The sequence below is a fragment of the Streptomyces sp. NPDC057702 genome (genome assembly GCF_042799315.1).
Taxonomy (GTDB): domain Bacteria; phylum Actinomycetota; class Actinomycetes; order Streptomycetales; family Streptomycetaceae; genus Streptomyces.
The window spans coordinates 21,963-47,994 of the sequence record NZ_JBHVJC010000031.1; the positions used below are offsets into that span (position 1 = coordinate 21,963).

Annotated in this window: 27 protein-coding genes and 1 pseudogene; 15 read left to right on the forward strand and 13 right to left on the reverse strand. The window is 72.9% G+C overall.

The window, feature by feature from the left end:
* Positions 1-120: 120 nt before the first annotated feature.
* The 3 genes from aac(6') to ACFVFR_RS23225 all read right to left on the reverse strand — a co-directional run bounded on the left by aac(6') (position 121) and on the right by ACFVFR_RS23225 (position 2,264).
* Positions 121-594: an aminoglycoside 6'-N-acetyltransferase gene (aac(6'), locus tag ACFVFR_RS23215; protein ID WP_383704727.1), complete on the reverse strand. Its 474-nt coding sequence runs from the start codon at positions 592-594 to the stop codon at positions 121-123.
* A gap of 115 nt (positions 595-709) precedes the next feature.
* Positions 710-1,501 carry an SDR family NAD(P)-dependent oxidoreductase gene (locus ACFVFR_RS23220; protein WP_383704903.1) on the reverse strand — a complete coding sequence of 264 codons (792 nt, stop codon included), beginning with the start codon at positions 1,499-1,501 and terminating at the stop codon, positions 710-712.
* 148 nt (positions 1,502-1,649) lie between these two features.
* Positions 1,650-2,264 (reverse strand): cupin domain-containing protein, encoded by a 615-nt coding sequence (locus ACFVFR_RS23225; RefSeq protein WP_383704730.1) that lies wholly within the window; start codon positions 2,262-2,264, stop codon positions 1,650-1,652.
* A gap of 269 nt (positions 2,265-2,533) precedes the next feature.
* Here ACFVFR_RS23225 and ACFVFR_RS23230 point away from each other — a divergent pair, with 269 nt between their 5' ends.
* The 3 genes from ACFVFR_RS23230 to ACFVFR_RS23240 all read left to right on the forward strand — a co-directional run bounded on the left by ACFVFR_RS23230 (position 2,534) and on the right by ACFVFR_RS23240 (position 3,825).
* A complete protein-coding gene (locus ACFVFR_RS23230) occupies positions 2,534-3,040 on the forward strand; it encodes a hypothetical protein (protein ID WP_383704733.1) in 507 nt (168 codons plus the stop codon).
* Positions 3,041-3,046: 6 nt separating this feature from the next.
* A complete protein-coding gene (locus tag ACFVFR_RS23235) occupies positions 3,047-3,421 on the forward strand; it encodes a hypothetical protein (RefSeq protein ID WP_383704736.1) in 375 nt (124 codons plus the stop codon).
* A gap of 230 nt (positions 3,422-3,651) precedes the next feature.
* Positions 3,652-3,825, forward strand: a complete 174-nt coding sequence (locus ACFVFR_RS23240) for a CsbD family protein (RefSeq protein ID WP_383704739.1) — start codon at positions 3,652-3,654, stop codon at positions 3,823-3,825.
* Positions 3,826-3,942: 117 nt separating this feature from the next.
* Here ACFVFR_RS23240 and ACFVFR_RS23245 read toward each other — a convergent pair whose 3' ends face one another.
* The 3 genes from ACFVFR_RS23245 to ACFVFR_RS23255 all read right to left on the reverse strand — a co-directional run bounded on the left by ACFVFR_RS23245 (position 3,943) and on the right by ACFVFR_RS23255 (position 6,189).
* Positions 3,943-5,064 carry a methyltransferase domain-containing protein gene (locus ACFVFR_RS23245; RefSeq protein ID WP_383704742.1) on the reverse strand — a complete coding sequence of 374 codons (1,122 nt, stop codon included), beginning with the start codon at positions 5,062-5,064 and terminating at the stop codon, positions 3,943-3,945.
* A 101-nt stretch (positions 5,065-5,165) separates the two neighbouring features.
* On the reverse strand, positions 5,166-5,387 hold the full coding sequence (locus ACFVFR_RS23250) for a DUF397 domain-containing protein (protein WP_383704744.1): 222 nt from the start codon (positions 5,385-5,387) through the stop codon (positions 5,166-5,168).
* On the reverse strand, positions 5,374-6,189 hold the full coding sequence (locus ACFVFR_RS23255; protein WP_383704746.1) for a Scr1 family TA system antitoxin-like transcriptional regulator: 816 nt from the start codon (positions 6,187-6,189) through the stop codon (positions 5,374-5,376). Before ACFVFR_RS23255 ends, ACFVFR_RS23250 begins: the two co-directional genes overlap by 14 nt.
* 258 nt (positions 6,190-6,447) lie before the next feature.
* Between ACFVFR_RS23255 and ACFVFR_RS23260 the strand changes: the two genes are divergently transcribed.
* The 5 genes from ACFVFR_RS23260 to ACFVFR_RS23280 all read left to right on the forward strand — a co-directional run bounded on the left by ACFVFR_RS23260 (position 6,448) and on the right by ACFVFR_RS23280 (position 10,544).
* A complete protein-coding gene (locus tag ACFVFR_RS23260; RefSeq protein ID WP_383704748.1) occupies positions 6,448-6,693 on the forward strand; it encodes a hypothetical protein in 246 nt (81 codons plus the stop codon).
* Positions 6,690-6,923, forward strand: coding sequence for a hypothetical protein (locus ACFVFR_RS23265; RefSeq protein WP_383704750.1), 234 nt, complete (start codon positions 6,690-6,692; stop codon positions 6,921-6,923). Before ACFVFR_RS23260 ends, ACFVFR_RS23265 begins: the two co-directional genes overlap by 4 nt.
* A 247-nt stretch (positions 6,924-7,170) precedes the next feature.
* Entirely contained in the window at positions 7,171-9,000 is a 1,830-nt protein-coding gene (locus tag ACFVFR_RS23270; RefSeq protein WP_383704752.1) for an FG-GAP-like repeat-containing protein, read from the forward strand.
* Positions 9,001-9,078: 78 nt separating this feature from the next.
* Complete coding sequence (locus ACFVFR_RS23275) at positions 9,079-9,906, forward strand: M55 family metallopeptidase (RefSeq protein ID WP_383704754.1); 828 nt, start codon at positions 9,079-9,081, stop codon at positions 9,904-9,906.
* A gap of 257 nt (positions 9,907-10,163) precedes the next feature.
* Positions 10,164-10,544, forward strand: a complete 381-nt coding sequence (locus ACFVFR_RS23280) for an RICIN domain-containing protein (protein ID WP_383704756.1) — start codon at positions 10,164-10,166, stop codon at positions 10,542-10,544.
* 612 nt (positions 10,545-11,156) lie between these two features.
* On the opposite strand, the gene ACFVFR_RS23285 is transcribed toward ACFVFR_RS23280, so the two are convergent.
* Complete coding sequence (locus ACFVFR_RS23285; RefSeq protein WP_383704906.1) at positions 11,157-11,543, reverse strand: MerR family DNA-binding protein; 387 nt, start codon at positions 11,541-11,543, stop codon at positions 11,157-11,159.
* 164 nt (positions 11,544-11,707) lie between these two features.
* Here ACFVFR_RS23285 and ACFVFR_RS23290 point away from each other — a divergent pair, with 164 nt between their 5' ends.
* Together ACFVFR_RS23290 and ACFVFR_RS23295 are read left to right on the forward strand one after the other, a co-directional pair.
* Positions 11,708-12,244 (forward strand): hypothetical protein, encoded by a 537-nt coding sequence (locus tag ACFVFR_RS23290; protein WP_383704758.1) that lies wholly within the window; start codon positions 11,708-11,710, stop codon positions 12,242-12,244.
* Positions 12,245-12,318: 74 nt separating this feature from the next.
* Positions 12,319-13,188, forward strand: coding sequence for an alpha/beta hydrolase (locus tag ACFVFR_RS23295; RefSeq protein ID WP_383704760.1), 870 nt, complete (start codon positions 12,319-12,321; stop codon positions 13,186-13,188).
* A gap of 272 nt (positions 13,189-13,460) precedes the next feature.
* On the opposite strand, the gene ACFVFR_RS23300 is transcribed toward ACFVFR_RS23295, so the two are convergent.
* Positions 13,461-13,877 carry a Dabb family protein gene (locus ACFVFR_RS23300; RefSeq protein WP_383704762.1) on the reverse strand — a complete coding sequence of 139 codons (417 nt, stop codon included), beginning with the start codon at positions 13,875-13,877 and terminating at the stop codon, positions 13,461-13,463.
* A 97-nt stretch (positions 13,878-13,974) separates the two neighbouring features.
* Between ACFVFR_RS23300 and ACFVFR_RS23305 the strand changes: the two genes are divergently transcribed.
* Positions 13,975-14,691 carry a TetR/AcrR family transcriptional regulator gene (locus ACFVFR_RS23305; protein ID WP_383704764.1) on the forward strand — a complete coding sequence of 239 codons (717 nt, stop codon included), beginning with the start codon at positions 13,975-13,977 and terminating at the stop codon, positions 14,689-14,691.
* A 592-nt stretch (positions 14,692-15,283) separates the two neighbouring features.
* Here ACFVFR_RS23305 and ACFVFR_RS23310 read toward each other — a convergent pair.
* Together ACFVFR_RS23310 and ACFVFR_RS23315 are read right to left on the reverse strand one after the other, a co-directional pair.
* Positions 15,284-15,796, reverse strand: coding sequence for a hypothetical protein (locus ACFVFR_RS23310; protein WP_383704908.1), 513 nt, complete (start codon positions 15,794-15,796; stop codon positions 15,284-15,286).
* 709 nt (positions 15,797-16,505) lie between these two features.
* Positions 16,506-17,069 carry a GNAT family N-acetyltransferase gene (locus ACFVFR_RS23315; protein ID WP_383704766.1) on the reverse strand — a complete coding sequence of 188 codons (564 nt, stop codon included), beginning with the start codon at positions 17,067-17,069 and terminating at the stop codon, positions 16,506-16,508.
* A gap of 1,359 nt (positions 17,070-18,428) precedes the next feature.
* Here ACFVFR_RS23315 and ACFVFR_RS23320 point away from each other — a divergent pair.
* Complete coding sequence (locus ACFVFR_RS23320; protein WP_383704768.1) at positions 18,429-19,493, forward strand: hypothetical protein; 1,065 nt, start codon at positions 18,429-18,431, stop codon at positions 19,491-19,493.
* Between the two features lie 258 nt (positions 19,494-19,751).
* On the opposite strand, the gene ACFVFR_RS23325 is transcribed toward ACFVFR_RS23320, so the two are convergent.
* The 3 genes and pseudogenes from ACFVFR_RS23325 to ACFVFR_RS23335 all read right to left on the reverse strand — a co-directional run.
* Positions 19,752-20,435, reverse strand: coding sequence for an epimerase (locus ACFVFR_RS23325; RefSeq protein ID WP_383704770.1), 684 nt, complete (start codon positions 20,433-20,435; stop codon positions 19,752-19,754).
* Positions 20,436-20,854: 419 nt separating this feature from the next.
* A complete protein-coding gene (locus tag ACFVFR_RS23330) occupies positions 20,855-21,457 on the reverse strand; it encodes a dihydrofolate reductase family protein (RefSeq protein ID WP_383704772.1) in 603 nt (200 codons plus the stop codon).
* A gap of 164 nt (positions 21,458-21,621) precedes the next feature.
* A pseudogene (locus tag ACFVFR_RS23335) lies at positions 21,622-22,461 on the reverse strand (metalloregulator ArsR/SmtB family transcription factor); the annotation flags it as partial.
* Positions 22,462-22,762: 301 nt separating this feature from the next.
* On the opposite strand from ACFVFR_RS23335, the gene ACFVFR_RS23340 reads away from it, so the two are divergent.
* From ACFVFR_RS23340 to ACFVFR_RS23350, 3 genes are all read left to right on the forward strand, one after another.
* Positions 22,763-23,407: an HhH-GPD-type base excision DNA repair protein gene (locus tag ACFVFR_RS23340; RefSeq protein WP_383704774.1), complete on the forward strand. Its 645-nt coding sequence runs from the start codon at positions 22,763-22,765 to the stop codon at positions 23,405-23,407.
* Positions 23,408-24,572: 1,165 nt separating this feature from the next.
* Positions 24,573-24,869, forward strand: a complete 297-nt coding sequence (locus ACFVFR_RS23345; protein WP_003986294.1) for a type II toxin-antitoxin system VapB family antitoxin — start codon at positions 24,573-24,575, stop codon at positions 24,867-24,869.
* Between the two features lie 118 nt (positions 24,870-24,987).
* Positions 24,988-25,617, forward strand: a complete 630-nt coding sequence (locus tag ACFVFR_RS23350) for a LytR C-terminal domain-containing protein (protein ID WP_383704776.1) — start codon at positions 24,988-24,990, stop codon at positions 25,615-25,617.
* Positions 25,618-26,032: the final 415 nt, after the last annotated feature.

A 26,032-nucleotide genomic window follows, 5' to 3' on the forward strand; every position in this document is an offset into this window, starting at 1 on the left:
GGGGGGGGGGGGGCGGGGGGGGGGGGGGGGGGGGGGGGGGGGGGGGGGGGGGGGGGGGGGGGGGGGGGGGGGGGGGGGGGGCGGCCGGCGCGGGGCGGCGGCGCCCAGCGCACGCCCGGGTCAGACCAGTTCGTCGGCGAGCAGGTCCATCAGCAGCGCGTCCTGCCACCGGCCCGTCTGGTGGTCGCGCGCGTACGCCCGCATGATGCCGACCGGCTGGAAGCCGACCTTTCCGTAACTGCGGATCGCGGCGGCGTTGCCCGCGGCCGGGTCGATGGTGAGCCGGTGGTGCCCGCGCTCGGCCACCAGCCACCGGGCCAGCGTGCGCACCACGTCCGTGCCCAGGCCCCGGCCGTGCACCCGGGCGGTCAGGAAGATGTCGATGCCGGCGTGCCGGAACTCCGGGTCGTCCTCCTCCTCGTACTGCACCGCCCCCACCACCTCCCCGTCCACGACCACGGCCAACATGTCCCCGTACTCCTCCGGCGGCGCCCACCACGCCGCGACCTCCGGCTCCCGGACGATCGCGTCGAGCACCGCGCCGTCGGCGTCGGTGGTGGGGCGCAACACGACGTTCTCTCCACGCAGTTCCATGCCGCGCATTGTGCCGAACGCGAGCGCGAGACGGTGGCGCGCCCTCCACACCGGAGCCACCCCCACGCGGCGGGCCGCCCTCCACCCGGGGGCCACCCTCCACGCGGCGGGCCGCTCACCACGTCGGGCGGGCCGAGATCCCCCCGTCGACGACCAGGTCGTGACCGGTGACGAACGAGGCCAGCGGTGAGGCCAGGAACACGCACGCGTCGCCCACGTCCTCGGCCCGCCCCAGGCGGCCCACCGGCACGGCCGCCTCCCACCGGCGTACGCCCTCGGGCCAGGCGTCGGCCAGGCCCGGGCGGCCGATCAGCCCGGGCGAGACGGAGTTGACCCGAATCCCGTACGGCCCCAGCTCCAGCGCGGCCGACCGGGCGTGCATCGCGACGGCGGCCTTGGACGCGGCGTAGTGCGCGTGGCCCGGCGCGGGCTGGCTCGCCTCGATGGAGGCGATGTGCGTGATCGTGCCGCCACCGTTCGCACGCAGGATCGGCGTCGCGGCCTGGGTGCAGGCGAAGGTCGAGCGCAGGTTGGTGTCCGCGACGGCGGACCAGTCGGCGAGCGTCATCCCGTCCAGCGGCTGTACGGGCTGCACGCCCGCGTTGTTGACCAGCGCGGTCAGCCGGCCCCCGCGCCACGCGGCGGCCTCGCGTACCAGCCGGTGGCACTCCGCCTCGTCGGCGAGGTCGGCGCCCAGCGCCAGCGCGTCCCCGCCCGCCTCGGCGATCTCCGCGACCAGCGCGCGGGCGGCGTCGCCGCTGGTCCGGTAGTGCGCGACGACGGCCGCGCCCGCGCGGGCCAGCCGCCGTGCGATGCCCTGCCCGATCCACCCGCCGGCGCCGGTGACCAGTGCCACCTGCCCGGTGAGGTCGGGCAGGCCGGTGGTGTGCGCGCGTGGTCCGCTCACGTCGGATACGCCTCTCGGTTCGCTCACGGGGTGTCCGGCCTCCTCGTCCCGGTCGGCGCCGGGCGGCCCCGCGTCTGGGCCGGCGCCGGGCGGCCCCACGTTTGGGCCGGCGCCGGGAGCCCCGCGCGCCCCGCGTGCGCGGCCCGCGTCACGGCCGGCACAGGGCGCGGACGCGGTCGGCGGCGTGCGGGTAGCGGGCGGCGAGGTCGTCGGCGACGCCGTGCTCGTACGTCGCGTCGGTGAACCCGGGCGCCATCGTGCAGCCCACGAGCGCCCACGCCCCGCCGCCCGCGACGCTCCCACCCATCCAGGTGCCGGCGACCACGGTGAACTGCGCGTACTGCCCGCCCAGCACGTCCGGCCCGAGCACCACCGTGCGGTGCGACCCGTCCGGCGCCAGGAGGAGCAGTTCGAGCGGGTCACCCAGGTAGAAGTGCCAGGTCTCGTCGGAGGCGAGCCGGTGCAGGGCGGAGAACCCGTCGGGCGCGTCCGTCAGCAACGCGACGATGGCCGACCCCTCCGGCCGCCCGTCCGCACGCTCGGCCCCGGCCCAGGTCCGCAGGAACCACCCGCCCTCGCGCGGAATCGGCTCCATCCCGTAGTGCGCGACGAGTTGGGCCGGGGTGGGGCGGGGCCGTTCGGCCCCGGCGGGGCCGGCCTCGCGGGGCGGGGCGGGCGGGGCCCTGTGGCCGACCCCGCGAGGGCCGGCGGGCCCGGTGGCCGGGGGCCCGGGCGGGCTGTCGGGGCTGTGGTCGCTGGTCATGGGGGCGGCCCTCCGCTGAGAGACCGTGTCCGGACCTCCGGAGCCACGGCCCAGTACGTCGGTGTAAGCCGGATCGTAGGCCGCTTCCGGGAGCGCGCGATGGCGGTTCCTCGGCCACGTCGCCCACCGACGGCTCAGGGCTTGTTCACGGGACGCCGGCTCCCTGGGCGCGTACTGCCGAAAACGACAATGGCGGCCGAAGTGGCCCTATCCATATGCTCATCGGGCTCTCTTCGCATCCCCACCTGAATCTGATCCGAGGGGAAGACATGCCCACGACGCGACACACGCTCGCCGCTACTGCCCTTGCCGTCACCATCGGGGGGACCGGCGCCGCAGCCCCCGGGACGGCCCACGTCTCAGGCCGCACCGAACCGGAAGCTGCCGCACGGGCCGCGAAGGACCCGTGCGCCCACGCCGCCGAGTCCAAGATCGTCCGCACCTACGGACGGGGGCCGCAGGTCGGCCCGAAACTCTTCGTCGTCCTGCGCTGCGGCTCCTCCACGTGGGGTTACCGGCACCTCGGGAAGAAGGGCCGCTGGTCCACCGCGTTCGACCGCAAGATAGCGAACACCATCCGCTCCGGGACGGTCACCGTCGACGCGCCAGGGCGGAGAATCTACGACGACATCGTCAGGCAGTGCCCTGTGAAAAGCCGGTTCAAGGTCGTCGAGAACCCCGGCAAGATGAACCGGAAGCCCCACATAAAGCCGCAGGGTATCGTCACCGCCTATACCAACCCCGACAAGATCCGCACGACTCAGAAGAAGTGCTGACACCTCATGGAGACCACGCGCATCACGGACCTCCTCACTCCTTTCCTCATGGGAATGCACGACTTCGGCTCCGAGCTGCTCGACCGGCACGACTGGGTGGAGGTCGTCTGCCTGGAGGCGTTCCCGTACAAGGGCTCGTACGTCCTGGAGGTGGAGCTGTACGAGCACGGGCGCACTCGTGGTGTCACGGACATCGGCCCCCGCGCGCAGCACTGGCGAGTACGCCTGGAGTGCAGGGATCACCTGTCGCACGGCTTCTTCCGTGACCCACCGCTGTGGGAGGACGTCCGAGGCGCGGGCTACGGGCTTACCCGCGACCTCTCCATCTGGTACGACACCCACCCGCCCGGTGGCGGCCGGTCCTCCGACAAGCTGCCCTGAGCACCGTGTGGCGGGTCCGTGGCGCCGAGGCCGGCGCCAGGGCCCACCACACCGAAGCCACGGCCGGGCGGCCGGTCGGCGAGAGCCCGCTCGGGTCGGTCGTGCTGGCGGCCCCGGCCGACCAGCGGTGCGGTGCTCGGGTGCTGGCGACAGTTTGTCGTGTTTGAACACGCCGACAGCGGTCAGACGGTGGTTGTACCTGATGTCCAGCAACGCAAGGTGTGAGTGACATGGCTGCCGACAAGAAGACCGAGGCGAAGATCGACCAGGCCAAGGGCAAGGTCAAGGAAGCCGCCGGGCGCGCCGTGGGCAACGAGCGCCTCACCGCCGAGGGCCGGGCCGACCAGGCGAAGGGCGACGCCCGCCAGGCCAAGGAAAAGCTCAAGGACGCCCTGGACGACTGACGGCACCCACTTCCGGGCCCTCGCGAACCACTGGTCCGCGAGGGCCCAGCCGTTTCCCGGCACGGTCGTGCGGCAGCGAGCGGGGGCAGGGGTGCGCGCGCCCGCCGTCGGCCAGGGTCAGCGTGCGGAGGCCGGGCGACCCGGTGGGCCACCCGGTCGGGTCGCGGGACGGGTGGGAGCCGCCGCCCCTACCCCGTACGAGGCCCGCCAGCCCCCGCGCGCGAAGTGGACCACCCCGTCGGGGGTGATGTGGACGCGGCTGCCGTAGATGGGGAGCGCCCCGCTCACGTTGAGGCGGTTGCGGATGCGTTCGAGCGTTGTCCACAGGCGTTGTGGACCGCTCTGGTGGACCTCGGGTGGCTGGAGGCGGTGCGCGGTCGCACGCGCCCAGGAGCCGTCGGGGTGGACGAGCCACGCGGTGCGGTCATCACCGCGTTCCCTGTAGCACGAGACCGCACCTGGAACTTCGAGTTGCAGCATGGCCTGCAACTCCCAGGATTCGCTCACGTCAACCACCGGATAGCGGCCGGTGGTCACCTGCTCGCCTTCGTGGTGACGCGCATCGTCCGAAAGATCCGCCTGATTCGACGGGTAGTCCGCCCCGGACCGGGTGACCATGAACCCGGCCCGGTCCCATTCGACCTGCCCGCGCGCACTGCCGTCCGCTTGTGTGTCGGCCGTGACGATGAGGTTCATCCGGGCGAGGGTGGTGACGAGTCGCCCGCCCGGTCGGAGCGCGGCCACGGCACTGGCGAGATTGGGTAGCGCCACCAGCGACACGACGCGGTCGAAGTCGCCGGGCAACGGCCCGGTCGCGTCGCAGGTGACGACCCTGGGTGAGAGCCCGATCGAGCCGAGCCGCTGGGACGCGGCCTCCGTCAGGTACGGGTCCACGTCCACCGACGTCACCCGGCCCGCCCCGAAGCGCCGCGCGACGAGGGCGGTGCTCAGCCCCGTCCCCGTACCGATCACCCCGATGTCAGCGCCGTCGTACAGCAACCCGTGCCGCAGCATCCGTACGACGAGGCTGGGGAGCGTGCTGGACGAGGTGGCGCGACCGGAGGGGTGGTCGCCGGGGCCGGCGGCGTCAGCGTGCAGGGCGCCAACGCGGGTGACGAGAGTGTCGTCCGCGTAGACCGTACGCAGCCAGGCGGACTCGTCCGCCTGGCCGTCACGCAGCACCCACTGCCCGCCGTCCCGCTCCCACCAGCGCGGCACGAAGACGTGCCGAGGCGTCAACGTGAGTGGCTCGCGCCAGCGTGAGGTGGGAGCGGCGACGGAGGTCGCCAAACGCTGGGCGTGTGGTTGCCAGTCCAAGCGGTGCCCCGCGCTTTCGTACGTCAGCCGAACTCGCCCCGCCGCACGGCCCCGACGAACGCGGACCACGCCGCCGCGTCGAAGACGAGTGCCGGGCCCTGCGGGTCCTTGCTGTCACGGACAGGGACCACACTGGGGTAGGCATCGCTGACCTCAAGGCAATTGCCGTTGCTGGCACCGCTGTAGCTCGACTTCCGCCAGGCGCGCACAGTGGACGCGTCAGCGATGCCGTTACCGACCTGCATGCTCGTACTCCTCTTCAACTCCCCTGATAAAAAACAGGGATTCGCGGTGCGACAGGGCGTCGCCCAAGGCGAGATCGTAGGACACGAGGCACCTCTCGACTACCGCCGGAGAGTCCAGCACAGTGCCAGTGTTCAGCCCTTCAACGTAGGCGAGCGGCGCCATGTCGTCGAAGCGCATCAGTGTCACTGAGCCTTCCAGCAACGCGTGGGCACCAACGCCAAACGGCAGTACATGCACACGAATACGCTGGCGAGCTCCTAGTTCACGGATGTGTCGGAGTTGCGCCGCCATGACCGATGGTCCGCCAATGGTGCGCCGTAGCACCGTCTCGTCCAGGAGGGCCCACAGCTCGGGGCGCATCGGATTGTCCAGGATGTCGGCACGCGCACGACGTGTGCGAATGCTGTCCGCACACTGCTCTTCACTCAGGCGAGGGAATCCGGCGGCAAACACAGCTGCCGTGTATTCCGGTGTTTGCAGCAAGCCTGGCACCAAAGACTGGGCGAACTCGCGGATCATCACCGCCTGCGGTTCCATTTGGGCGACGCCCGCGAAGAAGGATGCGAGTTTGCTGTCGGGGAGAAAACGTCGGAAGACGCCACCGGTCTCAAGTACCTGGTCAAGACGGACGGCGTCCTCCGCTGTCGGGAATCGGCGGCCGGCTTCGATGTGGGCGATGTGGGAGCGCGACATCACGGCGCGCGTTCCGAGTTCCTCCTGTGTCCAGCCGCGCGCTTCCCGTCGTTGCCGCAGTTCGTCGCCGTACGCGTTGCGGTGTGCGAGTCCACCTGTCAGGGCCATGCGTTGACTCCATCTGTGCTCAGTGCTTTGGCACGCCGATCCCCCTGGCGACGGTACTCCGCCGAACCTCACTCTGTAATCAGTCCAGTGCGGTACGTGAGAAAGGGGTTCATCGCCGTGAGCGGTAGTGCACACGTAGGGAACGATTCGACGGGGCACGAGCAGTGCCAGTCGGTAAATGACACAAGCGGTCACCTGGTGGCGGAATCGGGCTCGGCTGCCAGCACGGCGCAAGGCCGCGAGCACATTCAACTCGCCATGAGCCACGAGCTGTTGGCGCACGCCAAAGACGTGTTGTCCATCCCCCGGCAGCCCGCCCACGTGCTGCGTTACACCTGCGCGCGGCTGACCGAGAGCCTGGGCGACGTGCTGCGGGTGGCCGAGGAGCGCGGGCTGCGGCTGGGGGGTGACGGGGCGGGCGCGGGCGCGCCGGTCGTGTTCTGGGGCAACCCGGCCCGGCTGGACGGCGGCGGCGGTGCCGGGCGGGGGTTCGGCCCCGCATGACGTACGCCGTGTACCGCTTCGTTCAGCACACGATTCGCCGAGCGCCGGAGGGTGGCGTGACCTTCGAGGCGTTCTGCATGACCGCTGGTTGCCGGGCCGAGTCGGGCGGGTGCGAGAGCCAGGACGACGCGCAGGACTGGAGTCTGCGGCACGCCGGGCGACATCCGGGGCACGACCTGTTCCGCCGGGTGGTCACCGACTTCGCCCGCGTCGTACGCGAGGAGGAGTGAGGCAGGGGCGCGGGGGCACCAAGCGGCGTACGCGGTAGGCGAAGGCGCTGTCCTCGCACGGAAGTTCGCGCCGGGGCGGGCCGCCCCGGCGCGTACATGAAGCGACCAGCGCCACGCCGCCCAAAGCACGCCGGAGCGCGGCCCGGACCCCGCTCCAGGAGGTCTTCTGACCACTTCGGGATTCGCATGAGAAAAGGGTTCGGGAAGGGAATCATGACGCCCATCCTTAGGAGAGGGGACCGGCATCGTGAAGGACAGCCGACTGGGCCTCGTGATGATCCACGGGTTCATGTCCGGGCCGAAGGCATGGGAGCCGCTACGCCGACTGATCGTCGCGGAACGGAGTCTCGGCTTCGTCCAACCGCTGGCGTTCGAGTACGCGACCGGGCTGCTGCCCCTCAGTCCACTGCGGGTCTTCCCGTCGATCGACACGGTCGCCGACAGCCTGCGGGAGTACCTGGCGACGGAAGCCGGCGCGTTCGACCAACTACTGCTGCTCACCCACAGCCAGGGCGGACTGGTCGCCCAGCGCTATCTGGCTCGTATGCTCCAGGACGGCAGAGGCGGTGAACTGGCCCGTATCCAACGGCTGGTCATGCTCGCCTGCCCGACCAACGGCTCCGAACTGCTGCTCTCTCTCCGACGGCGCGCACTGGGCGCGCGCCACCCGCAGGAGAAGGACCTGCGCCCACTGAACGACCAGGTCAGCGCCACCCTGCGGACAGTCGTGCGCGACGTCGTCCACGCCACCGCCGTCACCGACCGCACCTGCCCCATTCCGGTCTCGGTCTACGCGGGCGAGAGCGACGGCGTGGTGTCCCGGGTCTCGGCGCAGTCCGTCTTCCCGGACAGCTCCGCCCTGCCAGGTGACCACTCCAGCATCCTTCGGGCCGACTCACCCCAGCACCGGACGTTCACCACGCTCCGCCGCCTCGCCCTCGCCACCCGCAGCGAACCGTACGTGCCCGAGCCCGTACCGGCGGAGCACTTCGTCCTCACCCCGAACCCGGCGTCGGCCTCCGGCACACCCACGGGAGAGCACTCCGGGAAGCGGCGCCGGGTCATCACGGTGGGCGTACCCCTCGCCGTGGTGGTCGTGGCCTCGGTCCTGTACCTCGCCCCGACGCCGTGGAAGCCGAGCGACGACGCACCCACCGTGGCCCCCGAACCGTCTGCCGGGGCGACCGGTTCGATCGCGCCGGGGCCGCCGCGTACGGACAGCGAGGGCAGCGAGGACAAGGGCGTCATCCCGCCCGAGAAGTTCCCGTCATCGAACACGTTCTGGCTCGTCGACATCAACAAGGACAAGAAGGCCGAATACCTCACTGTCGACAAGGCCCAGAACTTCGCCTTCTGGTGGAACGGAGGCGTCCAGAAACAGCGCTTGCGGAGCGACGGGAAGGGCCAGAACTCGTACGTCCCCGCACCCGGCGCGGACGGCGCCGCGCTGCGCTTTGGTGACATCGACGAGGACGGCAGGCCCGACTGCATGGTGGTCTCTCCGACTGGCGGGGTGGCCGTCCACACCTGGGGGGCGGAGAGTCCGTCCGACTCCGCCATGTGCGCGAAGAGGTATGACGGTGCCGCCAACGTGCCGTTGATGAGTACCGCCGATCGTGTGCCGAGCCTCAAGGAGATCCAGTTCGCCGACATCGACGGGGACGGGCGCGTCGACTACCTGTGGATCGAACCGAGCAGCAGGACGACCGTCTGGTTCAATCGCAGCGAGATCGAGGGCGGCCGGTGGCATCTGCGATGGTCCTCTCCCACGAGGATCAGTGGCACCGAGTTCAACCGTGAGTTCAGGTACGCCGATCTCACCGGAGACGGGCGTGCCGACCCGATCCTCATCACCCCCCTGGGCGGCGCGCGGGGCTGGATCAACCTAGGCGGCGCGGAGTCCGGCGTCCCTACCCGGGACATCTGCAAGATCGTGCCGGATACCCAGGCCCCGCCGACGGAGATCCAGTTCGCCGACGTCGACGGGGACAGCAAGGCCGAGTTCCTGCATATCGACGGGACGGGCGCGGTCCACGTCCGGAAGCCCGACTTGGCCACGGGCTGCCCGGGAAGGTAGGGGCCACGCCTCCACGCGGGCCGGCGCCCGGGGGGTGGGGCCGGCGTGCGCGGGCGCCCTCCGTAGACTCCGGCAACCATGAGGGTGTTGATATCCGTGGACATGGAGGGCATCTCGGGGATCGTGCACTCCACCGAGACCAACCCGACCGGCTACGACTACGCGCGCGGCCGGGAGTTGATGACGGCCGAGGCGAACGCCGTGGTCAGCGGCGTGCTGGACGCCGAGCCCGGCGCGAGCGTGCTGGTGGCCGACGCGCACGGCACGTTCCGCAACCTGCTGCCGGAGGCGCTGGACCGGCGTGCGCGGCTGGTGCGCGGGAAGCCGCGCCCGCTGGGCATGCTGGGCGGGCTCGACGCGGACACGGACGCGGTGCTGTTCGTCGGCTACCACGGGCGGGCCGGCGCCGGTCCGGCCGTCCTCGCGCACTCGATGAGCGACGCGGTCCTGGACGTACGCGTGGACGGCCGCCCGATGGGCGAGCTGGGGCTGAACGCGGCGATGGCCGGCCACCTGGGCGTACCGGTGCTGCTGGTCAGCGGCGACGACGTGGCCTGCGCCGAGCTCGCCGAACTGGTGCCGGACGTGCGGACCGTGCCGGTCAAGGAGGCCGTCGGGCAGGCCGCCGCGATCACCCTCCACCCGGCGGAGGCCCGGCAGCGGCTGCGGGAGGCGTCCGCCGAGGCCATCGCGTGGCGCGGCCAGGTGTCACCGCTGACGCTCCCCGGCCCGGTCACCGTCGAGGCCGACCTGGCCAGCCCGACCACCGTGGACCTGGCCACCCTCGTCCCCGGCGTACGCCGACAGGCCGGGGGCCGCACGGTCGCCTTCACCGCGACGGACTTCGCCGAGGCGTACCGACTGGTCCTCCTCCTGGTCCAGCTCGGCAACATCAAGCCGGGGTAGCCGACTCGGCGGGCGCGACGACGGCCACGGGCCGGGTGACATCGGCGTGAGGGAGTACGCGAGTCCGTCGGCGCGCCCGGCGCCCTGTCGCTCGCGGCGCGGGCGGGGGCGCTGGACGGGGCCGGGCGTCAAGTACGCCGAAGCGGTCTGTGTCTCGCTGACTATCGGACAGTCCGCACCGAATTGCACCGGAACCGAACTGTCCGGCAGTCACGATATGCGTGCCCAATCAACCTCATCGACAACAAAGGGCACACATGTCAGCACGTTTGGCGCAGCCCGTCAGGGTGGCGGCAGCCGCGTTGTTCGTGTTCGCGGCGGGCTCCACGACGACCGCCGCCGCTGTGCAGGGTGACCGGGCGGACAGTCGGCTGGGCACGTGGACCTGGTCCAACCACAACTCGGGCAAGTGCCTGGAGATCCACGGCGGCGGCACCGCCGACGGCGCCGGCGCCGTCCAGTGGGGCTGCAACGGCAGCGACTGGCAGAAGTGGACCAACACCAACGGTGGCGTCCTCACCGAGATCAGGAACGGGAACACGGGCAAGTGCCTTGAGGTGCACGGCAGGGGCACCGCCGACGGCGCCGGCGTCGTCCAGTGGAGCTGCAACGGCGCCAACTGGCAGAAGTGGAAGTAGCGCCCCCGGCTGACCGGCCGCCCCGCCCCACGGCCCCAACCGTCGGCAACCAGCGGCCGGGGCGGTGACCGGGCCGGTGACCGGACTCCCCGCGACCAGCGCGCGCCGCCGAAGCCACCGGGCGGCGCGCGCATGGCCGCCGGGGCCCGACCAGCGCCGGACACGCTCGCCCATGAGCGGCCCTTCCGGGCCCCTCTCATCCACCGCGCCCCGGGCCCGGCTCTCCGTACCGCGTCCTCGCACCGAACACCCCGCCCCCGGGTCCGCCCACGCGGAGGCGCTGACCAGCGCTTCCCGCGCCGGCGCGCTCAGCGGGGTGGCGCCGGCGCCGCCCTGCGGCTCGTACCCGGCCCCGGCTGGCATGCGCGTGCGTGGCCGGCCATGCGCGTCACCTGTCGCCTGAGTCACCGGTCGTCTCGGAGCGTGGGCGGGTAGCCGGGTGTGGGCGCGTGGGGCCGAGCGTGGGCGGGTGTGGGCGCGTGGGGCCGGGTGGGCGTGCGCCGGCGCTTCCCCGTCGGCGGAGCCGGGCCGTATGGGACAGTTCGACCGTGCCGGGCGGCGGGCGTACCGGGCGTGGCGCCTGTCCGCCGCAGGTCCGCCGCGTGTTCGCGGTCAGGGCGTCGGGTCCGGTGTGTCGTGCGACGTGCACGGGTCGAGTCTCCTGCGGCCGCGCTCCAGGCAGTCCGCGACCGCCGGTCGCGGGGCCTGGGTCTGGGCGATGTGGCGGTCGAGTACGGGGAGTGCGCGCGTGGCCATCTCCCGCCACTGGCACGTGGCATGGTGTCGTCGGGCCAGCAGCCGCGCGATCTCGGCGAGGGGGAACCCGGCCCGCTGCGCCATCCCGATCAGGGCGACCCGGCGGAGCGCGGCGGCGGGCCGGACCCGGCGCCCGCCCTCGCGACGCGCGCCGGGCAGCAGACCACGCTCCTCCCCGTGGCGCGGCGCTGACCTCCGCACGCCGGCGCTGTCCACGAGCTCGCCGACGGCCACGTACCGCACACCCGCCCCCCGGCTCCCCAACCCCAGCCCGTCCTTGACTTCAAGCGTGCCGGAACCGCGACCGTGACCTGCACGTTCTCAGGAGATGCGGGCCGTCCGACACCTGGCTCCTACCGCGCTCTGTTCGCCAACCGCGCCTTCGGCGACTGACGCCCGTCCTCGCGTTGTCCGACCTGGGCGGCGGCATGACGGTGGTCGCGGTCGCGTGGCTCGCGCTCGGCCTCGGCCCCGACGGCGGCCGGGGCGCGTTGGCCGGTATCGCCGTCGCCGCCTACGTCCTGCCCGGCGCACTGGGCGCGCTGGTCCTGGGCAGGTGGCGGCGCCGGCTGCCCGCGCGGCGGCTCCAGGTCACCGACGCCGCGATACGGGCCGTGCCGCTGGGGGCCGTGCCGCTCGCGCGCGTGGCGGGCGTACTCACTCCGACCGGCTACGTCGGGCTCCTGGGCGCCTCCTCCTTGTTCCACGCCTGGGGCAAGGCCGGAAAGCGCGCCTCGTTCGCCCCGCTGCTCCCCCGACGGCCAGCGGTGACGGCCAACAGCCCGCTCAGCACCAACCTGTGGATCGCGACCACGCGGCCCTCCGCCGCGCCCCGCCCGCACCGTGGCCGGGGGGCGCCCGCCCCACCCCGCCAGCCCTGCTACCGTCCCGCCATGTTCTTCGTGCTCACGGTGCAGCTCTCCCGTACGCGCTCCGCACGCTGACCGGGCGCCCTCGCGCGGCCCGGTGCGCCGACCCATCCCCCGCGGCCGGTAGCCGCACGATCCGGAGCGTACGCATGTCTTCCACCTCCTCACCCACCTTCGTCCTCATCCCCGGCGGCTCCAGCAACGCCCTGGCCTTCGGACCGCTGAGCAACGAACTCGCGCTGCTCGGCCACCGTTCGTACGCCGTGGACCTGCCGGGGCACGGGCTGGCCGCCGGGCAGCCGGCCGCGTACCACCGCGCGCCGGCCGACGGTTCCGCACTCGCCTCGGCCCCCTCCGCGTTGGCCGGACTGACGTTGGCCGACAACGTGCGGCACGTCGCCGGCGTCGTGCGCCGGCTGGCCGCGCACGGGCCCGTCACCGTCGTCGCCAACAGCTTCGGCGGACTCACCCTCAGCGCCCTGGGCAACGCCGTACCCGAACTCGTCGACCGGCTCGTCTACCTCTCCGCCCTCGTCTTCGCCGACGTCCCCACGCTGCTGGGCGAAGTGGACCTGCCCGAGCGCGCCGACAACCTGCTCGACCCCGCCACCACGAAGATCGCCGTGGGCAACCCCGTCGAGCAGGGCTACGCCCGTCTCAACTGGCGTGCCGCGCACAGCGATCCGACGCTCTTCGCCGAGCTGAAGGCGGCCATCATGGGAGAGGCGGACGACCGGTTGTTCCGCTCCTTCCTGGACACCCTGGACGTCGACGAGAACCTGAACCCGCTGGAGCCGGGCGCCGTCATAGACCCCGCCACCTGGGGCCGCGTGCCACACACCTTCGTCCGGCTCTCCCGGGACCGCTGCGTCCCGCTCGCCTTCCAGAACCGCATGATCGCCGACGCCGACGCCGCCACCCCCGACAACCCCTTCGACGTCCACACCCTCCCGCTGTCCCACGTCGGCTACGTCAGCCGCCCGCGCGAGGTGGCCGAGTTGCTGGCGGGGCTGGTGTAGGGGCGGGAACCGTGGGTGGGTGCCGGCGGGCGGCCGGATGGCGAGGCCATTCGGGCGCACCGTCGGCGGGGGCGCGCGCCGTGGCCGCGCCGGCGCCGAGGCGAGAGCTTTCGGCCTTTCGCCGGCCGGGCGTGGAGGGTGCGTGATCGCTGACCAGTCGCAGAGGGCGCCTGGTCCCCGGCCGGGGCGGGGGCCCCGGCCGGGGGCGCGGGAGGGGGCCGGGTCGATGGCTGCCCGGTGGGCGTCAGGCCACGGGGGAACCCGGCGGGGCGTCAGCCCACGAGAGTGCCCGGTGGGGGTGAGGCCGCGAGGAGGGGGGCGAGGTCGGCGGCCCAGTCGGGGTAACGGGCGGCCTTCTCCTCGTGGAGGGCCAGGAGCTCGCTGTGCAGTGTCGGGGTCATGTCGTCGGAGAGGTCCGGGCCGATGGCGATCCGGGCCAGGTGGGGCATGATCTCCGGGTCGCCGGCCAGGTGCACCGGGTCGTACATGTAGCGCCGCAGGGCCGGCAGGTCCGCGATGGCCACGCAGTACGCGTGGGTGAAGCCGTCGGGACCACCCAGGTTCTGGCCCACCGTCGCGAACGACACCGACTCGATGGCGGCCGTACGCCGCAGCACCGCCAGCACGTGCGCGCGGTCCTCCTCGGTCGCGGTCTCCTTGAACGCGAACCGCAGCATGTGAACGATCACGCCTGTCCCACCCTTCCGTCAGCCTGCGCTTTCCCATACGACCTGAACCAGTCCGTTCAGAAAACTTGCCTCGCTGGTTCACCCTTAGACTGAACCCATGGGTTCAGAAGTGTCAACCGGCAGCGGGCGGGCGGCCCGTGGGCGCGACGAGCGACGACAGGCGATCCTGGACGGCGCGTTCGCCGTCTTCGCCCGGCACGGCTACGCGCGAACGTGCGTGATGGACATCGCGCGGGAGGCGGGCGTCGCCAAACCGACGGTCTACAACCACCTGCACGACAAGGAGAGCCTCTACCGCGAGGCCGTTGAGGGCATGGCCGACCGGGTCGGCGCCCAGGGTGTCGCCGCCGTCGACCCGTTGCGCGAGGCCGCCACGGCGGGCGACCCGCGCGCCTCGCTCACCACTGCGGGCCACGCCCTGTTGGCCGTGCTGACCAGCCAGGACGCGCGCGCCGTACGGCAGTTGGCGGGCACCCAGGCCACCCAGTTCCCGGGCCTGGCGGCCAGCGTCCACGCCCGTACCGCGCCCCGCGTACGCGCCGCCCTCGCCGACCGGCTGGCCCGCCTGAGCCTCGCCGGCCACCTGCGCCCGTGCGATCCGGACCTGGCCGCCGCGCACTTCCTCGCGCTGCTCACCGGACCCCTGGAGTACCAGCCCGAACCTGCCGACGGCGCCGCCGGCGCGGGGGACGCGGCCGGGGACTCAGACGGGGGGACAGTCGGGGGTGGCGCCGTGGATGCCACCGGGAATGTTGTCGGGGGCGCGGCCGTTGACGCCGCCGTGGATGTCTTCCTGCGCGCGTACGGCGGGTGAGGCGGACCCACCCGCGTGTGGGTGGTCGGCGGTTGGCGACGGGCCCTGGGCGACCGGTGGTTGGCGGCTGGGGGTTGGCGGTGAGCCTACGGCAGCTGGAGGTTGGCGGCTGGCGGCTGGCGGCTGGCGGCTGGCGGGCGGATCGTGTGCCGGGGCAGCGCCAACCCGGTTGGCTGCCGACGGGCCCCGGTTGGCTACCGACGGGCGAGGACGCCGCTGGTGTGCGCTGTCAGCAGCCGCGTACCGGATGGAGCCGCGTACCGTCGGAAGTCGCGTACCGGTCACCGCCTCGTGCCGACCTCAGCCACGGACCGGCGTCAGCCTCGTACCGGCCGCAACCGCGTGCCGGCGACAGCCACCTGCCCCTGACGGCCGTGTACCCGCGACGGCCGCGTACCGGCGGCAGCCGCGTAGTGGTCGTCACGCGGCTGGTTCGGGCCGGTGAGGACGCGGTACGGGAGGTGATCCACCGGTGCGAGTGGATCGGCCTGGCCTGCCTGGACCTCGGTGGACGGAAGGCCGTCCCCGCCTGTCGGGTGACGACGGTGGGGCCTCGCCGCCCAGGCAGCCACCGCCCACACGCGGCAGGGAGTTACGCCTGTCCCCGCGTCCGGTGCCGCTGTGCGTACGACCAGGTCACGGCGGTCATCAGGGCAGGGACGGCGAGCAGCGGGGCGAAGGCGACGCCCCAGACGGTCTGTGCCGTGCCGCTCGACATGTACGTCTGGCTCTCGACGGTGAAAGCGACCACGAGTTGCCACAGCGCCACCAGGATCAGGACGCCCGAGGCGGTCCAGGCGAGCGCGGCGAGGGTCCCGGGACGCAGCGGCCGCCACCGGTCGCTGACGAGCAGCAGCGGAAACAGCGCCGCCAACTCGGCCAGAACGGACAGGCCGACGACGTAGGCGATGCCCCAGCCCGGGATGTTGAAGACGTCACGCAGCACCCGGTCGCTGTAGCCCACGTAGACACCGGACGCCATGGCGATGCGCCACAGACCCGACGGGATCACGCACAACGCGATGGCATGCGCGGCGCGGCGCGCCCAGACGGGCGCGGGACCAGCGGCGAGGAGGGGAGCGTTCGCTGTCGTCATGACGTACATGCTGGCTTTGGACACGGCAGCCGCGCGTCGTCCAGCACGGCGAACCACGTCCGCCCAGCGGAGGAGCGCGGAGACCCCAGGATGAGACCTGAGGATGCCCGACCGCCGAGCGGGCCAGCCTGTCCAACCCCCGCCCCCGGGCACACCCTCGGCGAGGGCGGGCACCCCCCTGGCGACGGGCGCGCCCTTATCTACGGTGCGCGGCTTCTTGGCGACGGGCATCTCCTCGGCGGGGGCGGGCGCCCCTCGGCATCGGCCACCTCCTCGGCGATGAGCAGCTCATGGGCGACGGGCACACCTCCTTGGCGAGGGCGGGCGCCTCCCTTGGCGCCGAGCACCCCCTCTGCGGGTGAGCAGCTTCTTGGCGACGGGCGCGCCTCCTTGGCCGTGGGCGCCCCCTTGGCGAGGGGCACCCCTCTCGGCGATGAGCAGCTCATGGGCGACGTGGCATCCCCTTGACGAGGGCGGGCGCCTCCCCGGCGATGGGCGCCCTGTGGCGGTGGGTGGGCCTCTCTTCGGCAGCGGGCACCCCGTGGCCGCGGGCCACCCCTCGGCGGTGGGCACCCCGCAGCCACGGGCCACCCCTCGGCAGCGGGCACCCCGCAGCCACGGCCCACCCCTCGGCGGTAGGCACCCCGCAGCGACGGGCCACTCCTCGGTGGGGGTGGGCGTCGCGCGACCAACCCGGCCCACCTGCGCGGGTACGGCACTATCCGCCAGTCCATGGGCCGGGCGCCGGCGGGGGGAGCCGCGCGCGCCACTCCTCCTCAAGGACGCCGAACACCTCGGAGTCCCGCCAACCGTCCCGGATCAGCGTGGTGTGGCGGTGGCGGCCCTCCCACGTCATGCCGAGCTTGGCGAGCACCCGGGCCGAACCGGTGTTGCGTGGGTCGCAGGTGGCGTAGACGCGGTGGAGGCCCAGTTCACCGAAGCCACGCGCGAGGAGGGCCGCGCCGATCGCCGTACCCACGCCCCGGCCCCAGACCGCCGGATGCACCACGTAGGTGATCTCCCCCTGACGTTGGCGCTGGCTACGGACGTGCAGTTCACCCATGCCCACCGCCTCCCCCGCGCGCCGCGCCACGTACGCGTACCGCCGTCGCGGCGTGTCCGACCACGCCTCGACGGCCGCTGCCACGAAGGCTTGCGTCTCCTCCTCGGTGTTCGGCCCCCACGCCTGGAAGCGGCACACCTGGGCGAGGGACGCCCAGGTGTGGACCGCGCGCCAGTCCGCGAGTTCTGTGCGGTGCAGGGTCACCCCGTGTTCGGTCACGGACCGACCCTGCCAGACGCCCCGCCCCGCGCGACCGGCCCACGGCGCCACCCCACGTACCGCCAACGGCCGGCCGGCCCACGTGTCATCCCCAGCCGACCGGCCCCCCGCGTGTCCCCGCGCCGGCCAGCCACCCACACGTCACCCCCCAGGCGGTCGCCGTCCCACGAACCCACCCGCGCCCCGGCGTCCCGCGCGGTGCCCGCCGCGCGCCTCTCGCGCAGCGACCCGATGTCGCGCGCGAGGCCGCCCAACGCAGCACCCCCAGGTGAGTAGGTCGGCGAACACCGACCGGAGCGGCCCCGGCACCTCATGGACGCACCCACGCCCAACTCGCCGCCAGAAGGGGACCCGGGCCACCCACGGCGATGTCCACCTGGGACGTCTCCGTCCGGTACGCGCCGGCGCCGCCCCTCGCCGCGCGGCCCGGCAACGCGCCGGCAACATCCCGCGCCCAGCGCACCAGCGCCACGTCGAGGTGCACCACCGCGCTCCCGTACGCGTCAGCCGGCGACGCCAGCCCCGTCGACGTCGGCCGGTGCCACCGCGTCGAAGAAACCCGCGAACATGTCGTACGCGCCAACGCGGGCCGCTGCGACACAACCAACCCTCTCCTGTGACCACGCGCCGGTGAACGTGACCCCGCCGAGTGCGCGCCGCTCGCGACGCCCACGCCCGCCACAGGCGATCCGCTGTGGAAGGCGAACGCTCGGCCCGCCGCTGGTCTGCGGCGCCATGCACACCTGCCACCCAGGACCGACGGGCCTGAACACGGCACCCCCGGTTCCACCGACCCCCCGCACGACATCACCACCTCAGCCACCCCACCAGCACACTCCCCCTTCCCCGCCGTTTCGGCGCCACCTTGCGCAGCCCCCACAGCCCCCTTCACCATCCCGATCCCGCCCGCCCGTGCTCACCCTCGCCCCCTCACCGCGACAACACCGCACTCGACAACCGCTCGCCCCCGTCGCGCCCCAAGCCCCGGTCCGACCGCGCCAGCCCGGCCAACCCGCAGCTCCACGTCCCCCTCCCCGGGCCACTCCCAGCCCGACGCCACCGACCGAACCGGTTCGGCACCCCCGCCGCCCCGCCTCCCAACCACCGAACCCGCCCGCCTCGGCCCGGCGCCACACATCGCGAGTGGCGTCACCGGCAACCGCACGCCCCCCCGGCCCGCGTCTCCGTCCTCGCCCACAACACCCCGTACGCCATGCCCCCGCCCACCCGCCGGAGCACCGCCGACACCCGCGCGACAGGATGATCCACCGAAGACACCACGACCAACAGGCGCCACTGCCACACCAAGAACAGCGCGTGGACGACACGCGAGCGACGAGAACGACACCTGGGGGACCGGTGAACGAAGTCAGTTACGCCGAGAAGTCTTGGAATCCGCTGGCGAGCACCGTCGAGCTCACCGACACGACACTCCGCGTGGGTGGCGCCCGCACACCGCTGTCCCATCTCAACACGGTGGCGATGGCCGACGCGTTCCTGCGCGGCCAGTGGCTCGGCGGGGGCGGCGGCGAACGGGTACTCGGCGCACTCTCCGCAGACAGCGGCATCGTCCCGGTGGTCCGCGCCTCCGGCTCGGTGAAGCCGGTGAAGGCGCGGCGGGCACGCGAACTCGCCGAGGCGCTCGGCCAGGCGGCCGTACGGCTGAGCGGAGGCGCCGAAGCGGTGGCCGCCGCCGCGGCCCAGGCGCACCGCGACGGCGTACCGCTGTGGATAGCCCGCCGCCAGTCGTCCGGGCCCACCGGCCCGATCACCGTCACCGTGGACCGCCGGCTGGTACGCGCCGACGTCTGGGCCACGGGCACACCGGCCGTCCGGCTACGCGGCCCGTACGGCATGCCCTCCGGCCACCGCGACGCCGCCACCATGCTCACCGTGACCGTCGGCGAACGGCCGGCCTCGCTCGATGTCACCCACAGCTGGCGCAAGTCCCAGCGCGCCGTCACCCTGCGCACCGAGCAGGGGCGGTGGGAACTGCGCCGCCGCAACTCCCGCAGCTCCGAACTGCACCGCGACGGCCGGCTCGTGGCCCGCCTGCACCGCGCTGGTCCCGTCCGCACTCGTGATCTCCCCCTTCTCCCCCTCGCCAACGTGCAGTACGAGAGCGCCGACCCACTCGACGCCGTACTCGCCCAGTTCTTCGCGATCGCCTTCGCCCTCGGCGACGGCACCGGCTCCATCCGCTTCGGCACCCGCCGCCCCGCCCCCGACCCAGGCGAACCCCTTGCCTGGGAGCAACCCTGGTTCACCCACCTCGGTGGCGGAAGCGACGACTCGGGCGGCGGCTCCGACAGCGCGGGCGGCGACGGCTGGGGTGACGGCGGCGGAAGCGACAGCGGCGGCGGAAGCGATGGCGGAGGGGGCGACGGTGGTGGGGGCGGCGACGGAGGCGGCGGGGGCGACTAACCAGGCCCCGAGCGCACCCCCACCCCAGTCCCCCACCCGGCCAACTCCACACCCTCCTGGTGAGGGCCACCCCACTGGCCTTCACCGGGGCCCCGGCTGCCCCTTTCCGTCGAGGCAGCCCGCCGGGGCCAGGCCACGCTCCACCCACTCCGCGTGTGCACCGCTCCCAAGCGAGCCGGCCGCATCGGCGGGCCTACGCCCCGCTCACCAAGCGAACCCGCCGCCCTGGCCAGGCCCGGCCGGAACCCCGTGCCGGCGTCAGGCCACTCCCGCCCCGCCCGCTATCTGGTTGATCTCCCGACTCCTCAGCACCCGTTCGCCGTTGCCGCGCCGCTCGACGACGGTGATCATCGCCTGTCCCAACCGCTCCGTAGAGGTCACCTGCCCGGGCGCGACACGGCTGAGCACCGGGTAGGCCCAGGAGGTGGCCGCGTACGCCGCCCGGTACAGCGGTGTCTTGGAACGTTCGCCGTGCACGGGGTGGATGTAGTTCGGCCGGAACAGGTACGCGTACACGCCGTCCAGGGCCAGCAGCGCGTTCTCCGTCTCCCCCTTGACCCGCGCCCACATGGCCCGAGCCCGGCCGCTGCCGTCGGTGCCCTCCCCCGAGACGTAGGTGAAGGTCAGCCCGGGGCTACGGGCGGCGAGCTCACGCGCACCAGCCATCGTGTAGTCGTACGTCACCCGCCGGTACTCCGTCTCCCGCTTGCCGCCAGCCGAGATACCCAGGCACCAGAAGCAGGCGTCCAGGCCGGTCAGCTCGGGTCCGATGGGCGAGAAGTCGGTGAAGTCTCCGTGGATGACCTCACGAAGCTTGGGGTGTCGTCGCCCGAGCGAGGTCCGACCGACCACCAGCACGCTCTCCACGCACGTGTCGAGCAGGCACTGGCGCAGTACGCCCTGGCCGACCATTCCCGTCGCGCCGAAGATCACTACCTTCACAGCAAGCCGTCCCCTCCGCCGAGTCGGGCGCACGCCGTCCCGATCGCCCGCCAAACCGATCTTGCCCGGCCCGCAGCCGGTCCGCCATGTCTCCCCGATCATCCCTCCCTCACCCCGAACTCACCCGTGCCTCGCTCCCCCGCTCCCAACACCGCGTGTAACCGCGCCCCGCCCACCCCACCCCAGCACCAGCCACCCGATCGCCCCCGTACCCGCCCACCCCACGGTTGCCGCACTCGCCCGCCGGCTCCGCACCTCCCCACGCCTGCCACTCCCCGCGCCCACGCCCCGCCGCAAGCAGCGCCCCACCTTCGCGCCCCTTCTCGGTGGCCCACCTCCTCCCGGTCGCCTGCCTCGTGCCGTCCCCGCGCCCCACTCGCGGGTCCGCTCACGGGCCGGTGCGGTGGTCGAACAGCGACTCAGCGCACCCGGTCGTAGACCAGCGCCACCGTGCCGTACTCGCCCGTGGTCTGACTGCTGAGGGCCCACCGTCCTGTGGGCAGGCCGTCATCGAAGAGGCGCGGCCCGCCGCCAAGGAAGATCGGGAAGATCGTTATGGCCAGTCGGTCCACCCCGTCGGCCTTCAGCAGCGCCTTGATCACGCTGGCGCTGGAGAGCACGAGGATGTCACCCCCTTCGGTCGCCTTGAGGTCGTCGACCACCTCTGCCGTCGGCTTGTCGACGACCGTCGTCCGCTCCCATGGCGCCTCACCGAGAGTGCTGGAGAGCACCACCTTGTCGGTGTTGACGAGCCACCGCGCGAACCCCTCGTCTCGCGGATCGACGCCCTCGGAGCCGATGACGGCGGGCCAGTACCCGAGGAAGCCTTCCGCGTTGACCCGTCCGAGCAGGGCCGTCGTCGCTGACTGCCACAGACGGGTGACGTGGTCGCGAGCGACGTCGGTGTGGGCGTACGGCATCACCCAGCTCATATCCAGCGGGTCGCTCGGGCCGGCGTACCGGCCGTCGAGGGAGAGGTTCATGTTGGTGACGACCCTGCGGCCGTCGGTCTGCCCGGTCATGTCGCACTCCTCGTCTTGGGGGCCTTGGGGTCCCGCTTGGTCGCCACGGCCTCGTCTGCGTCGTGGCCGGCGCGCTCGTCGTCCTGGCCGAGGCCGTATTCACCCTCGGCCTCGCGCGTGATGACTTGGCCGGCGCTGTCGCCGAGGTGCTCGGCGACAGGGCCGGACTCGTCGGCGGCGGGCGGCGGCGCCTGCGCGGCGACGGTCGCCGCGAGCTTGTCGAGGCTCTGCCCGAAGCCGATCTCGATGCCCGCGACGAAGTCCGCGGAGTCGACCGTGCTGTCGGTGATGCGGTAGTGGACGTCGAGGTTGGTGCCGCCGTCGGTGGGGCGGAGGTCGAGGTCGACATGGGCGGTGAAGGCGAGGGCTCCGTCGGGAAGCAGTGGGGACAGCCGGTAGGCGAGACGCTCACCGGGGCGTACGTCCTCCACGACACCCTCCGCTCGCCCGGCGACCACGTCGGAGCCGTCGACGTCCTCGACGTCGCGGTACTCCTGGACGATCCGCCCGCCCGGGCGCGCCTCGAAGACGAGCTCGGACAACCGCAGGTCGTCGGGCGCCCACCAGCCAGCGATCAGCGGAGCCTCCGTCAGGTGGTGCCACACCGCCTCGGGGCGCCCCGTCAGAGAGCGGAGGAACCTGAAGGAACGGTCGTCGGCCCACCCCGTCGCCACCGCGGCGTGCCGCTCGGCCCGCAGGCTGAGCCCGTACCGGTCGTAGGTCACGCGCGGACCGTCGACCTGGTCCGACGTGTCGGCGAGCAAGTTGAGCGCAGCCGCCAGGTCCCGCAGGGGGGCTGACCGCAGCGCGTATATCCGACGCTGGCCGGAGCGGTGGGAGGTGACGACACCCGCGCGCTCAAGGGTCTGCAAGTGCTTGGTCGTCTGCGGTTGGCGCGCCTCGGCGAGCTGGGCGAGAACGCCGACCGGCCGGGGCCGCTCGGCCAACAGGCTCACGAGCCGCCAACGGGCCGGGTCCGCCAGTGCGATGAGGAGTGCGTCCATGTTTCGAGTATTCTCCATCGGGAATATTCGTGTCAAGGAATACTTTGGAATCGACGAAAGCCCGGCCCGACGGCCCGCCGCGACCACCCCACTCCGGCGACCACCCACCAACCGGGACGGGCTCCCACCAGGCGTGAGGCGCCACGACGCGAAATGAGGACGATAAGGCCAAGATGGACATACGCCACGACGATCCACGACCACTCACACGAGAGCACGGTCACGAGAGCCCCCGAACAGGAGAGGAGGACGGGGCGAGCCCGGCCCCCGCCCGCCCGCCGGGACCAGCGCCCCGACCACCATGAAGCCCAGCATCCGACTCGCCCAGGAACCCGCCGCCGACGCACTGCTCAGCCGCAGCCCCCTGGCCGCCATGATCGGCATGCTGCTCGATCAGCAGGTGCCCATGGAGTGGGCCTTCGCGGGCCCGTACACGATCGCCAGCCGCCTGGGCACCGACGACCTCGACGCACACGCCATCGCCGCCCACGACCCGGAGGCGTTCGCCGAGCTCCTGTCCACCAAGCCGGCCGTGCACCGCTACCCGGGTTCGATGGCCAAGCGGGTTCAACAGCTCTGCGCGTATCTCGTCGAGCACTACGACGGCGACCCGACCGCCGTGTGGCGCGACCGCGACGACGGCGAGGAGGTGCTGCGGCGCCTGGTCGACCTGCCGGGCTTCGGCAAGCAGAAGTCCCAGATCTTCCTGGCCCTGCTCGGCAAGCAGTTCGGCGTGCGACCGGCGGGCTGGCGGGAGGCCGCCGGGGCGTACGGCGAGGAGGGCGCGTACCGCTCGGCGGCCGACATCACCGGCCCCGAAACGCTGGCCAAGGTCCGGGCCTACAAGCAGAGCGCCAAGCAGGCGGCCCGCGCGGCGGCCCCACGGGACACGAGCGGCGGGACGAAGCCGCGCACCAGCAAGGGGGCGACGAAGCGAGGCAGCTAGCCGATCCACCGAACCGGACCGGATCGGATCGGGAAACACCAGGCCGGTGAAGCGGGCGGGCGAGCCCGGGACGACTCACCGCAGTGGTCAGAACGCCGAAGCGCCGACCCGACCCAGGCGCCGAGGACACCACCCCGAAGGGAGGGAGCCACACGAAAGGGGCCTGCGATACGAGCCGTGACGAGCCCCGTCGATGGCGCGTGACTAGGCCCAACGAGAGACGAGGAGGGTGCGGAAGGACGGACGTTCAGCGAGCCCCGGAGACGGTCAGCCGGCCTCACGAGGCCGCCGGCCCCAGACGGCGGCGGGGATCGCGGGACACCAGACGGCACACAGGCGCGGTCCGGGGCACGGCGCCAGCGTCGGCAGGAGGGCGACCCGAAGCCCGAGGGGCGGCGCGAGGCCCGAGGGCAGGCACACAGGGGCGCGGGGACAACGGCGGGGTTGCGCGCCAGGGAAATGTGGAGCCGACGGCGCACGGCGAACCTGGTCGGAGGAGGCGAGAGGTAGGGGGACAGCGGTCGCGGACAGGGAGGGGGGCGCCCGGCGAGACCGGGGCGGAGGGGGAGGCGAGCCCGCCCGCGTAGAGGCGATTGACACGGGGGGCGAGGGAGGCCGTGGAGGCATTCGGAGCGAGCGCGGAGCCGAGGGAGCGCGTGCGGGGCGGAATGCGCTCGGAGTCGGGGAAGCGGTGAGCCGCGAACGAAGGCGGCGGGAACGACGGCACGCGGGGCGAACCCAAGTGTGGGGGCAGGCCGGCACCAGAGCATGGGACGCACGCAGGGCGTGGGGCGAAGGCAGGGCGTGGGGGAGGCCCGCGCGGGAGCCGAGGCGAGACCGGGGTCGGACTCGGGGGCGAAGCCCGTCGCGGGGGGCGGAGAGCGGCCGGGGCGCGGGACGAGGAGGGGGCGCGGGACGGGGAGGGGGACGGGGAGGGGGAGGGGGAGTTCGTAAGGGTTCGACGTCGACCAGGGGCGGGGAGATGAGGGGGCGGAGTGGGGCCGGGAAGGGGCGCTGGAGCGGAGTGAGGAGCCGTCTCGGGTCGGTGGGCGGGGGTGGCGGGGCCCGTCACGCGCGTAGCCACTCCCGATATGCGGCCCTATGTCGGCTCCGTACTCTCGCCTCATGGCTGCGCCGGGTGCCGCTGGCCCGGTAGGCTTTCCGTGTGATCTTCAAGCGCATCGGAAACGGGCGGCCGTACCCCGACCACGGCCGGGAAAGCACCCGCCAGTGGGCGGATGTGGCCCCACGCCCGGTACGTCTTGACCAGCTCGTCACCACCAAGCAGCAGCTCGATCTCGAGACGCTGCTGGCGGAGGACTCGACGTTCTACGGCGACCTGTTCGCGCACGTCGTGAAGTGGCAGGGCGACCTCTATCTGGAGGACGGTCTGCACCGCGCGGTGCGAGCGGCGTTGCAGCAGCGCCAGGTGCTGCACGCGCGCGTGCTGGAACTGGGCTGACGCACGCTGGTGTCCGGCGGCGCCAACGGCGTTGTGGGCTGCGCCGATCGGGTTGGGCCGGGCTCGAACGGTTGATCATTTAGTAGGCATGAGCGGCGGACCGCACTACGCTGCCGCCATGAGCATGCTGACGCCCCCCGGCATGGGCGGAAAGTACCGCATCACGGGTGACCGTTACCCGCGTATGCGCCGTCCCAAGAACCGCCATCGGATCGTGTTCGCCGCTATCGGCTCAGCCCTCGTTCTCGGCCTTGTCGGCTGGGGAACGCTCCAGCTCATCGACGTGTTCACCGGTGGCGGTGGCAGCACGGCGCACGCGTCGGAGGACAGCCGCGCGTGCCGTTCGAAGGGTGCGCCGTCCCCCTCGGTCAGGCCGCTGCCGAAGCCGACGGCGATCACGGTCAACGTCTACAACGCCACGACCCGCAGCGGTCTGGCCAAGGACACCGCCGACGAGCTGCGGAAGCGGGGCTTCAAGGTCGGCAAGGTGGGCAACGCCCCGGCGGCGTACGACAAGAAGGTCAAGGGCACCGGGTTGCTGCTTGGGCCCAAGGTCGCCAGCGACGGCCGTGTCGACGTACTCGCCACGCAGCTCACCGGCGCCCAGGCCAGGACCGACGCCCGTAAGGGCGGGGACCTCGATCTGATCATCGGCGACGGTTACCGGAACCTGACGGCCAAGCGGGACGCCGACCGGGCGCTCACAGCCCTGGCGAGCCCGGCCACGCGCCCCGACCCGACCTGCTGACCCGCCCCGCCACGCGGCGGCCCCCGGGACCTCCCGCGACGGCTCCCCGACCTCCCGCGGCGGGAAGCGCGACGCCATCGACCTCGGCGACCGACGGCTGACCATCACCGGACGCGCCCGCCCGCCCGACCGCCTCACCTCGAACCTCCCGCCGGACCGGTCACAGCGCCGGCGAAGCCGGTGGCCGACACCGCGTACCGCCACCCGCCGATCACCAGTGGGACCGCGACGGAGACCAGCCGCGCCAGCGACCACCGGGCCAGCGCGGCCCGCCCCCTCGTCCAGCTGGCACGCGATCGGTACGCAAGCTCTCGGCGCACGGGGAGCCCGGCGCGATTGATCTCGCCGGGCTCCCGCTGGGGCAACAACCACCCGCGCCACGCGGGCCGAGTGACAACCACCCACCCCGGACAGG

Bases quoted from the DNA above. Each gene is read 5' to 3' on its own strand.
- ACFVFR_RS23225 (WP_383704730.1), bottom strand. From the start codon at position 2,264: ATGACCAGCGACCACAGCCCCGACAGCCCGCCCGGGCCCCCGGCCACC.
- ACFVFR_RS23230 (WP_383704733.1), top strand. From the start codon at position 2,534: ATGCCCACGACGCGACACACGCTCGCCGCTACTGCCCTTGCCGTCACC.
- ACFVFR_RS23235 (WP_383704736.1), top strand. From the start codon at position 3,047: ATGGAGACCACGCGCATCACGGACCTCCTCACTCCTTTCCTCATGGGA.
- ACFVFR_RS23240 (WP_383704739.1), top strand. From the start codon at position 3,652: ATGGCTGCCGACAAGAAGACCGAGGCGAAGATCGACCAGGCCAAGGGC.
- ACFVFR_RS23250 (WP_383704744.1), bottom strand. From the start codon at position 5,387: ATGCAGGTCGGTAACGGCATCGCTGACGCGTCCACTGTGCGCGCCTGG.
- ACFVFR_RS23255 (WP_383704746.1), bottom strand. From the start codon at position 6,189: ATGGCCCTGACAGGTGGACTCGCACACCGCAACGCGTACGGCGACGAA.
- ACFVFR_RS23260 (WP_383704748.1), top strand. From the start codon at position 6,448: ATGAGCCACGAGCTGTTGGCGCACGCCAAAGACGTGTTGTCCATCCCC.
- ACFVFR_RS23265 (WP_383704750.1), top strand. From the start codon at position 6,690: ATGACGTACGCCGTGTACCGCTTCGTTCAGCACACGATTCGCCGAGCG.
- ACFVFR_RS23275 (WP_383704754.1), top strand. From the start codon at position 9,079: ATGAGGGTGTTGATATCCGTGGACATGGAGGGCATCTCGGGGATCGTG.
- ACFVFR_RS23280 (WP_383704756.1), top strand. From the start codon at position 10,164: ATGTCAGCACGTTTGGCGCAGCCCGTCAGGGTGGCGGCAGCCGCGTTG.
- ACFVFR_RS23295 (WP_383704760.1), top strand. From the start codon at position 12,319: ATGTCTTCCACCTCCTCACCCACCTTCGTCCTCATCCCCGGCGGCTCC.
- ACFVFR_RS23305 (WP_383704764.1), top strand. From the start codon at position 13,975: ATGGGTTCAGAAGTGTCAACCGGCAGCGGGCGGGCGGCCCGTGGGCGC.
- ACFVFR_RS23310 (WP_383704908.1), bottom strand. From the start codon at position 15,796: ATGTACGTCATGACGACAGCGAACGCTCCCCTCCTCGCCGCTGGTCCC.
- ACFVFR_RS23330 (WP_383704772.1), bottom strand. From the start codon at position 21,457: ATGACCGGGCAGACCGACGGCCGCAGGGTCGTCACCAACATGAACCTC.
- ACFVFR_RS23340 (WP_383704774.1), top strand. From the start codon at position 22,763: ATGAAGCCCAGCATCCGACTCGCCCAGGAACCCGCCGCCGACGCACTG.
- ACFVFR_RS23350 (WP_383704776.1), top strand. From the start codon at position 24,988: ATGAGCATGCTGACGCCCCCCGGCATGGGCGGAAAGTACCGCATCACG.